General features: G+C 54.2%; 8 protein-coding genes and 1 other RNA gene. 3 read left to right on the top strand and 6 right to left on the bottom strand.

Features of this window, described 5'->3' with window-relative positions; translation table 11 throughout:
* Positions 1–23 precede the first annotated feature (23 nt).
* An RNA gene (ffs, locus tag H6F43_RS06025) (signal recognition particle sRNA small type) lies at positions 24–120 on the top strand.
* Between the two features lie 133 nt (positions 121–253).
* On the opposite strand, the gene H6F43_RS06030 is transcribed toward ffs, so the two are convergent.
* Positions 254–520 (bottom strand): YciI family protein, encoded by a 267-nt coding sequence (locus tag H6F43_RS06030; protein WP_190341659.1) that lies wholly within the window; start codon positions 518–520, stop codon positions 254–256.
* Positions 521–594: 74 nt separating this feature from the next.
* Between H6F43_RS06030 and H6F43_RS06035 the strand changes: the two genes are divergently transcribed.
* Positions 595–1,149, top strand: coding sequence for a 2'-5' RNA ligase family protein (locus H6F43_RS06035; RefSeq protein ID WP_190341661.1), 555 nt, complete (start codon positions 595–597; stop codon positions 1,147–1,149).
* Positions 1,150–1,151: 2 nt separating this feature from the next.
* On the opposite strand, the gene H6F43_RS06040 is transcribed toward H6F43_RS06035, so the two are convergent.
* The 3 genes from H6F43_RS06040 to H6F43_RS06050 form a co-directional block, all read right to left on the bottom strand.
* Positions 1,152–2,969, bottom strand: coding sequence for a M48 family metalloprotease (locus H6F43_RS06040; RefSeq protein ID WP_190341663.1), 1,818 nt, complete (start codon positions 2,967–2,969; stop codon positions 1,152–1,154).
* 166 nt (positions 2,970–3,135) lie between these two features.
* Complete coding sequence (locus H6F43_RS06045; RefSeq protein WP_190341665.1) at positions 3,136–3,780, bottom strand: Type 1 glutamine amidotransferase-like domain-containing protein; 645 nt, start codon at positions 3,778–3,780, stop codon at positions 3,136–3,138.
* Between the two features lie 126 nt (positions 3,781–3,906).
* Positions 3,907–4,683: a hypothetical protein gene (locus H6F43_RS06050; RefSeq protein WP_190341667.1), complete on the bottom strand. Its 777-nt coding sequence runs from the start codon at positions 4,681–4,683 to the stop codon at positions 3,907–3,909.
* Between the two features lie 274 nt (positions 4,684–4,957).
* Between H6F43_RS06050 and H6F43_RS06055 the strand changes: the two genes are divergently transcribed.
* Positions 4,958–5,425, top strand: a complete 468-nt coding sequence (locus H6F43_RS06055) for an Hsp20/alpha crystallin family protein (RefSeq protein WP_190341669.1) — start codon at positions 4,958–4,960, stop codon at positions 5,423–5,425.
* 207 nt (positions 5,426–5,632) lie between these two features.
* Here the strand turns inward: H6F43_RS06055 and H6F43_RS06060 are convergent, their stop codons facing one another.
* Complete coding sequence (locus H6F43_RS06060; protein ID WP_190341671.1) at positions 5,633–7,024, bottom strand: carotenoid oxygenase family protein; 1,392 nt, start codon at positions 7,022–7,024, stop codon at positions 5,633–5,635.
* 136 nt (positions 7,025–7,160) lie between these two features.
* The coding region (locus tag H6F43_RS06065) for an MOSC domain-containing protein (protein WP_190341673.1) at positions 7,161–7,652 on the bottom strand (492 nt) is incomplete at its 5' end.

A 7,652-nucleotide genomic window follows, 5' to 3' on the forward strand; every position in this document is an offset into this window, starting at 1 on the left:
CAGGGAGTGCTATGCTGATAGATGACCTGGACCCATGCGATCGCAACGCCCAAACCTTGTCAGGACCGGAAGGTAGCAGCAATACGGGATGCTTGCGATAGGCGTGGTCTCCGGGTCTCCTAGTTTTAAAGGATGGCTTGAGAGAACTTCGCTTCAGTCCCTCTCAGCAACCTAATTCGCCTCTGAGTGCACCCGTGTAAGGTTTAAACGGTCGTATCTGAGCGCAGTCCAGAGCGATCGGCAGCGGGATTGGCTACTCGACGACAATCCGCCACTCGTAAAGCTTGTATCTAACGCAGCCGCTTTGAACCAGCGGATCGCGATCGACGATCGACTTCGCCTCGTCCATTGACGCTGCTTCAAACATCAGCATTCCGCCACCGTAGCAGCCCCAGTAGCCCGTTTTTGCCTGATGACCCTTGGCAATGAGGTGACGAACATACGCTTTGTGAGCGGGGACGTGCTGGTCAAATGTGGCTTTATCGACGATGCCTTCTTCAATCTTGACAAACCAGGGCATGGAACGCGAGGAGTGAGAGAGTGGGGAGAGAATAGTAAGGTGAAAACGCTTGTTCACCTTACTACTCTACGCGCTTGGACAGCTCAAAACGTCGATTTTTCATTGCGCTCCTACCCCCACAGGAGATTCAGGACTACGCCAACGAGGTCAAGCAGATTTTTGTCGATCGCTTCAACAGTCGAGCGGCGCTGAAGTCTCCTCCACACGTAACACTGCAGCCGCCGTTTGAGTGGGCTAACGCAGAACTCCTGCAGTTGTCGGATTCGCTGGGGCAGTTTGCCCGATCGCGATCGCCCGTTCCGATGACGCTCGCTGGCTTTGGGGCATTTGTGCCGCGCGTGGTCTATATCAACGTGCTGCGGACCGCGGACCTGTTGGAGGTGCAGGCGGCGCTACTGGCACATACGGAAGCCACCTTGGGAATTGTGGATGCGGTGGCTAAGACGCGACCGTTTGCCCCACACATGACTGTAGGCTTTCGGGATTTAACCAAGGCGAACTTCCGCACGGCTTGGGCTGAGTTCCAGCACCAGTCGTATGATGCAGCGTTCACGATCGATCGTCTGACGCTGCTGATCCACACGGGGCAGCGCTGGATTGTGGATCAGGAATTTGCGTTCGAGGGATGATATCAGTTTTCATTTCTTCTTTCATCTCTTCGTTTGCCTTCGTCTTTTTCATCCCGCTCTTTCTTGGCTTGCAAGATCTTCTTTACCTGCTCTTGAATCTCCGCGTGACGATTAATCCCTTCGTAGGCGTAGCGGTTGTAGCCGCTTTGGTCGATCAGAGTTTCCAGGTATTTGACCCGCTCGGTCGTGACGGGGTGGGAGGAAAGGAAATCGATCGTGGCGCGTTTGTCCTCTTTGCCGAGCGTCGCCATCAGGTTTCGTAGTCCATCGGCAGCGTAGCCGGACGCCGCCAGCAGCCGAGTACCCAGAATATCGGCTTGGCGCTCCATGTCGCGACTGTAGTTGAGCACCACCAAATCGTTGATCAAGCCTCCGAGGGGAATGAACTGAAACACGTTGGCGGTGAGGCTGCTTTCTGTTACAAGCTGGAAGCCGTGTGAGAGAACGGCGTGGGCAAGTTCGTGCCCAAGTAAGCCTGCAAGTTCGGCTTCGGAGTTGGATTTGACGATCGCCCCCGCATTAATAAACACTTTGCCACCGGGTAGCGCGAACGCATTCAGCTTGTCGTCCTCAACCACGTAGAACTGGTAATTAAACTCATTGCGTCCTGCCGCTTTGGCTAATTTCTGCCCCAAGTCATCCACGTACTTCAGCGTCGCCTCGTCTTTCACAAGGTCCAATTGCCGTTCGGCTTGGCGAGCGAAGCGTTCTCCCACTGCCGACTCGCCCCGCAGCATTAGCACCGTGGTTTGAACAGCCGACAGCGGACCAAATAAATTGCCTGTGACGGCGTAGCCGATCGCTCCCGTCAAGATGTTGCCAATCAAGTTACCTGTAAGCTTAGAGCGCAGCGATCGCTGGTAGCGCTTGAGGTTCTCCTCGGCAAGCGCCGCAAATTCTGGCGCAGCCGGATCGTCTGGATGCAGCAGAGCAAACTGACGAGCGGCGATCGACGCCTCGATCCACTGCTCCCGCTTTGCGAGCAGCGCCATCCGCGCCCGCAGCAAGTCTGGTTGATTTGGATACAGCCCGCTAGCGCGATCGAGCACGCTGGCGGCTTCGTCCAGCTTGCCGCGCTCCTCCAGCGATGCTGCCAGCTTGACGTGTCCTGGAACAAACTCTGGATGCTTCTCGACCAGCAAATTCAGCGGCACAAAAATCCGCGTCTCCAAATTTTGCCTCGCGCCTTCCTGGTACTCGCGCCAGTAAACCCTGCCGCCGGGAGACAACTGTTCTGGGTCGGTAATTGCTTTCGGGCGAGTTTCGGGTGCCGCTGTGTCTGAAAAGGGCGATTTGATTTGCCGATAAAGCTTTTCGGCGGCAGCAGCGTCGCCCTGCTGATAGAGTCGATCGGCTTCTGCCAGTTTCTTTGTGCGCTCAAGCTCCTCTGGCGACTTGGCGGGCTTGTCGTCCGGTTTAGGCGCAGCATCGGCTGGCGTTTCCGTGGCGTCCGTGGGTTTTGTGTCGGTTGGCGGACTGGCTGGGGTTGGCGTCGGTTTCGCTGGCTCTGCGCTGGGCTCACCAGTCGGAGTCGGCGTCGGTTTCGCTGGCTCTGCGCTGGCTGGCTGACTAGTCGAGGTTGGAGTGGGCTTCGCTGGTTCTGCACTGCCCGGTGAGGCTGTAGGCGTTGGCGCATCTATAGTAGGAACCGTGACAGACGGAGCCGCTGGCGATGCAGTTGGGCTGGGTGCTGGGGTCGGTTCGACGGCTGGCGCTCTCGTCTGGGTAAGGACGATCGATGTAAAGGTCAGCAGCACAACCAGGCTAAGGGAAACCGCTCTAGTAAACGCCTTGGTAAACCGGATAGTGAGTCGCTTCATAGGAGGCGTGGAGTTGAGGAGCAGAACACGTTATCGCTCACCATATCCTCTCTTCGCGAGAGAAAAAAGCCTTGGGATCGCCTCAGTCAGTTAGCAGCGACCAGTTATAGCGACTGTAGCATGGTCTCAAGCACCCCAATTCGACAGGTATGTCATGGGGTATCACTCATGCACTTGTCGGTGTCAGGCTCACCACATTGCCAACCAATGTAACCGTTTCACCAGCGACAACAATCCCGTCTCCGTCATGACAGCCGTATAGGACTTGTTGCTGGTGGTTAGCATACGCCTGCATACAGACTTGGCTCTCTGGCGTATCCTGCACATGCGGCACAAATGCAAAGTTTACTAAATCTAATCCCTGACACGTGGTAAGCGGTGGATACGGCTCGTCACCACATAGCTGCGCCGAGGCTATTTCCGGTGTCATTAGAATTGCCCCAGCACTTACGCCAATTAGCACACCTTGGTGGTTGGCATAGTGCTGGAGCCGTTCTATCAAACCGCGTTGCTGGAGCCAGTACAAGAAGTAATAGGTATTACCACCAGACAAATGAATCGCATCACAAGCAAACAATGGATCTAAAAGGTCAGGATTGTATTCGACATCGAGTTCAACGTAGAGCACAAGTTCAAGGTCATATTGCTGGTAGTACTGCCGCTTTAAAGTGAAGTACTGACGGGTTGGATCGGTTGATGAGGAGATGTAGCCAATGCGGGCGGCGGTCGTGCCTAATAGTTGAAGCAGGTACTGATCCACCTGCCGATTTGCTGCGATCGCTTGATCGCTGTAGAGCACCAATCGTCGCATTGAGTGCGTTACCTCGCCTACAGGCAGATAAAGTATGAGCTGATCGTACAGCTTGTAATCATTAACTACCGTCCAGCAACATACTCTACCTGATTAACACAGGTACCATTACGGATAACGCAGCGACTACGCCGCCTTAAAGAAGCGAATAATTTCGCGCACGTGCTCCAGAAATTGGCTATCTGTGCTGAGCTGCGCGATCGCGTGCCGCGACTCATGAGAGAGGCGATCGTGTTCTGCTAGATTCGTTGCCCGTAGCGTTTCCAGGGTTGCGGAGACTTGCGCCAGTCCAGCTCGTGACTCATTCCAGTTGCGCTGTTGAGTTGCCGCCCACGAGTCGGATAGGTCTGAATTAAGTTGGTCTTCCAGCTGCTTCACAGAGGTTTCTAGCTGCACCACGCGCTGCCGCAGTTCCACCACATCTTCACGCGGATACACAAATGCCTCACCAATGCGGCTCAGCCGATCGGCAAAGTACTGATACGCCGCGATCGTTGGGCGCAAAACGGTTAACAAGAGTGCCGCACCCGAGCTGATGTAGCCGATCGGACTAAGACCCGTTGCCGACAGCCCATACAAGCCAAGAGCCGACACCAGATGCAGCACGATCGCAATCCAGAACGATCGCTGAGCCAGTGATCGGACATAGCTTAGCTGCTGGCGATCGATCGGAATGTCCATTTCCTTAGAGGCTTCGGCATCCGCCAGCACTGCCTTCGCCTGAAAGTGAATATTCCACGGCACCGTGACGATTAGCACTAGCCAGGCAAAGCTCGCGCCGCCAATTAGCCAATCGACTAAATTCCCTACGGGAAGCTGAAGCCACTGCAACCCCGCAAAGGTTAGCAGCATCAGCAGCAGAAAAACCATCAGCCCAACTCCAAATCCCAGGACGCTAGCCATCGCCGTTTTCGATTAATTACGCCTCAATTATTGACAGCGCAAGGGGCAGAATTTGCGAGGCTGTGCCGCTTCTGGAAGTCACACAGATTTTCAAGAGCCACCAGAATACTTAAGCCCAGAACACTTAAGCAAAGAGCACATCCAGAACTCAAAGTTCATCCGGTTGGGAAAACCGAAAAATATCTGTTCCGGTTTCCCAACCCCCGCTCCGTGGGAGTTACGGCACTATAGAGACATGAAGGTTCAGGTTCTGAATTACTTACGAGGTGACACGATGTTAGTTCGTTACTGGCAACCATCCCGCGAAATGGCAACCCTGCGTCGTCAATTTGATCACCTATTTAATGAATTGACCACCTACACCGGTGAAAAGTCCTCTACATGGGCACCGGCGATCGAATTAAAAGATGCAGGAAACAGCTTCACCCTGCGCGCTCAGCTTCCTGGCATTGATGCAAAAGACCTCGATATTCAGGTTACTCGAGAAGCGGTGAGCATCTCCGGTGAGCATCGCCACGAGCAGAAGAGCGACGACAACGGTGTGGTTCGATCGGAGTTCCGCTACGGCAAATTCCAGCGTGTGATTCCGCTACCCGCCGCTGTGCAAAACGATCAAGTGCACGCTGACTACAAAGATGGCATCCTGAACTTGACGCTGCCTAAAGTGGCTGAAGCTCGCAACGAAGTTGTCAAGATCAACCTCGGCGGCACGAATGCTCCCGAGATCGAAGGCAACAGCTAATACCAATTCGGAATTTGGATTTCGGAATTCAGAATTGCAAACGCTCAATTCCACCTGAGTTCTAGTGGTTTGATCTGTAGCTGGAATTTAGAGAATTGGTATAAGCCGCAAATGGCTGAGCGACTGCTAGCTAAATAGTTTCCCCAGCAGGATAGCGTGTCTATCCTGCTTTTTTGCGTTAATCAAGTGGCGATCGCGGCAGTATCTCTACACGGCTGGAATCCAGGTGCCATGAAATCCGTAGGGAACGCGCTGGGGAATCAGAACACGCGCGATCGGTTCATCAGTCACGGCTTGAGCGTTCAGCACAATTAACTCAGACGTGTCTTGCGCTTCGTCGTGCACAAACGTCATTAGCCAGCCATCATCCTCATCGGTTGCTCCCGATCGAGGCACAAACACTCCCTCACCGCCATAGCGTCCGGTCCCAAAATGGTGCGTTTGGCTACTGTGATTGCCCAAGTCAAACTTAATTAAGCCATCAAACTTGGGCGTCGCGGTTGGAGCACTTTTGCCTGCATAGCCATAGCGGGTGCGCCTCCCCAAATACTGTTCGTTAATCCGGGGAAATTCGCAGGGACGATCGTCCAGCGATTGTTCTTGCACAGTCCCTGTTTTCAGGTTGAACTGCCAGCGGTGCAGCAGCGGCAAATCAGTTTGAATCTGGCGATTGTCTCCTTCATGAGAACCAGAGGATGCGCCTAAAACGCTCGTGCCGCCCATCCGGCAAGCAATTAAGACAATTTCATCCCCGTCTTCATAGGCGTTCAGGGTATGGAAAATGTAGCAGCTTGGCGCTTCAAACCAGCGAATTGATCGATTATCACCATGTCGCGGAAGAATACCAAAGCGGCTGGGACGATCGTGCTCAAAGGCAAGCGCGGGCTTTCCTTGCTGTAGCCGCTGTAACCGGAACGTGAGGGGCAAGTCCATAAACAGGGTGTAGTGCTCAGTGATTGCAAAGTCGTGCATCATCACCCCGACAGGCAGCTCGATCGCAACCGTTCGCAGCAGTTCTCCGTGAGCAGAAACGACGCTGTACTTCACGTAGGGAGGCTGAGCCAGTGCATAGCCGAAGAACATCATCTCACCCGTGATCGGGTCAACTTTAGGATGGGCAGTGACGGAAGAATTTAGCTTGCCGTCAAACGTGTAAGACCCCAATGTTTCTAAGCTGGGTACTGCGATCGCGTGCGGTTCACCCCCCTCCCACAGGGCGAGAAGGCGATCGTGATGCCACACCAAAGCCGTGTTAGCAACGTTTTTGAAGCCTCCCTGCGAGCCAGAGGGTGCAGGGTCTAGGAACCCTCCCCACAAGGCTCGACCTGCTTTGTTCTCCTGCTCAAAGCCGTTTGTGCGCACGTAACGATTGCGGTAGCTTGCCTTGCCATTGTGGATGTGAATCCCGTGCAGCATTCCGTCACCGTCGAACCAGTGGTAGCGACCCAGCGGCGGGAATTGGGGGTTCGGGCCATTGCGCACAAACATGCCATTCAGCTCAGTGGGCAACTTGCCCACAACTGGCAGGTCGTCTAGGGTCTGCTCCGATCGAATGGGAGCAAAGTTATCTGCGAGGTAAGCGTTGAGGGGGGCTGTCATGGGTTTGGAAGAAGTAACCTGCTTCTCCCTTGTAGCAAAAGCGCTCACCTCGCGTTGCAGAGGATTTTCCTACGAACAATGCACCAATTGCTAAGTGCTCCCCAAGACCTCCGAGGTTTTGCAAAACTTCGGAGGTCTAGTCAGCCGACTCCAGCCAAATAGAGTCATTGCAGGAGATTGTACCTCCCTGCAAAACCGAGGCTCGGATACCTGCAATTACCTGATTGTGCTGGGCAACCGTGCGCAAAATATTTAAATCGTTAGAAAGACCAGACTGAGCCAGCGTCGTTACGACGCAGCGGGGACACGCCGTATCGATGCTGAGACGAACCTCCGGTCCGATCGCCAGAATCCCGCCAACCCAGTCATTTTCAATAAATGTAGTTTCACCAGAGACGGGTTTAATCAGAAGGTTGGGTCGAAATCGGCAGGGCGCAAAGCTGCCGTCAGGGTAGAGTTCCTGTAGCCGAGCCAGCGTCGCGGTTGTAATGGCATGAATTGAGCAAGAATCAAAGAACGTTCCGGGCGGCATAAACAGCTGCGTGACGGCTTCTTGATGCGCTGTGCCCTCTACACTGGGCCAATACTGGTCTAGACTCGCCGACTCCGGCACAGACGAGAGTAGCTG

This window comes from Leptolyngbya sp. FACHB-36, assembly GCF_014695955.1.
Taxonomy (GTDB): Bacteria; Cyanobacteriota; Cyanobacteriia; order Leptolyngbyales; family Leptolyngbyaceae; genus FACHB-36.

Coding starts and splice junctions, on each gene's coding strand:
- H6F43_RS06030 (WP_190341659.1), bottom strand. CDS start 520: ATGCCCTGGTTTGTCAAGATTGAAGAAGGCATCGTCGATAAAGCCACA.
- H6F43_RS06040 (WP_190341663.1), bottom strand. CDS start 2,969: ATGAAGCGACTCACTATCCGGTTTACCAAGGCGTTTACTAGAGCGGTT.
- H6F43_RS06045 (WP_190341665.1), bottom strand. CDS start 3,780: ATGCGACGATTGGTGCTCTACAGCGATCAAGCGATCGCAGCAAATCGG.
- H6F43_RS06050 (WP_190341667.1), bottom strand. CDS start 4,683: ATGGCTAGCGTCCTGGGATTTGGAGTTGGGCTGATGGTTTTTCTGCTG.
- H6F43_RS06055 (WP_190341669.1), top strand. CDS start 4,958: ATGTTAGTTCGTTACTGGCAACCATCCCGCGAAATGGCAACCCTGCGT.
- H6F43_RS06060 (WP_190341671.1), bottom strand. CDS start 7,024: ATGACAGCCCCCCTCAACGCTTACCTCGCAGATAACTTTGCTCCCATT.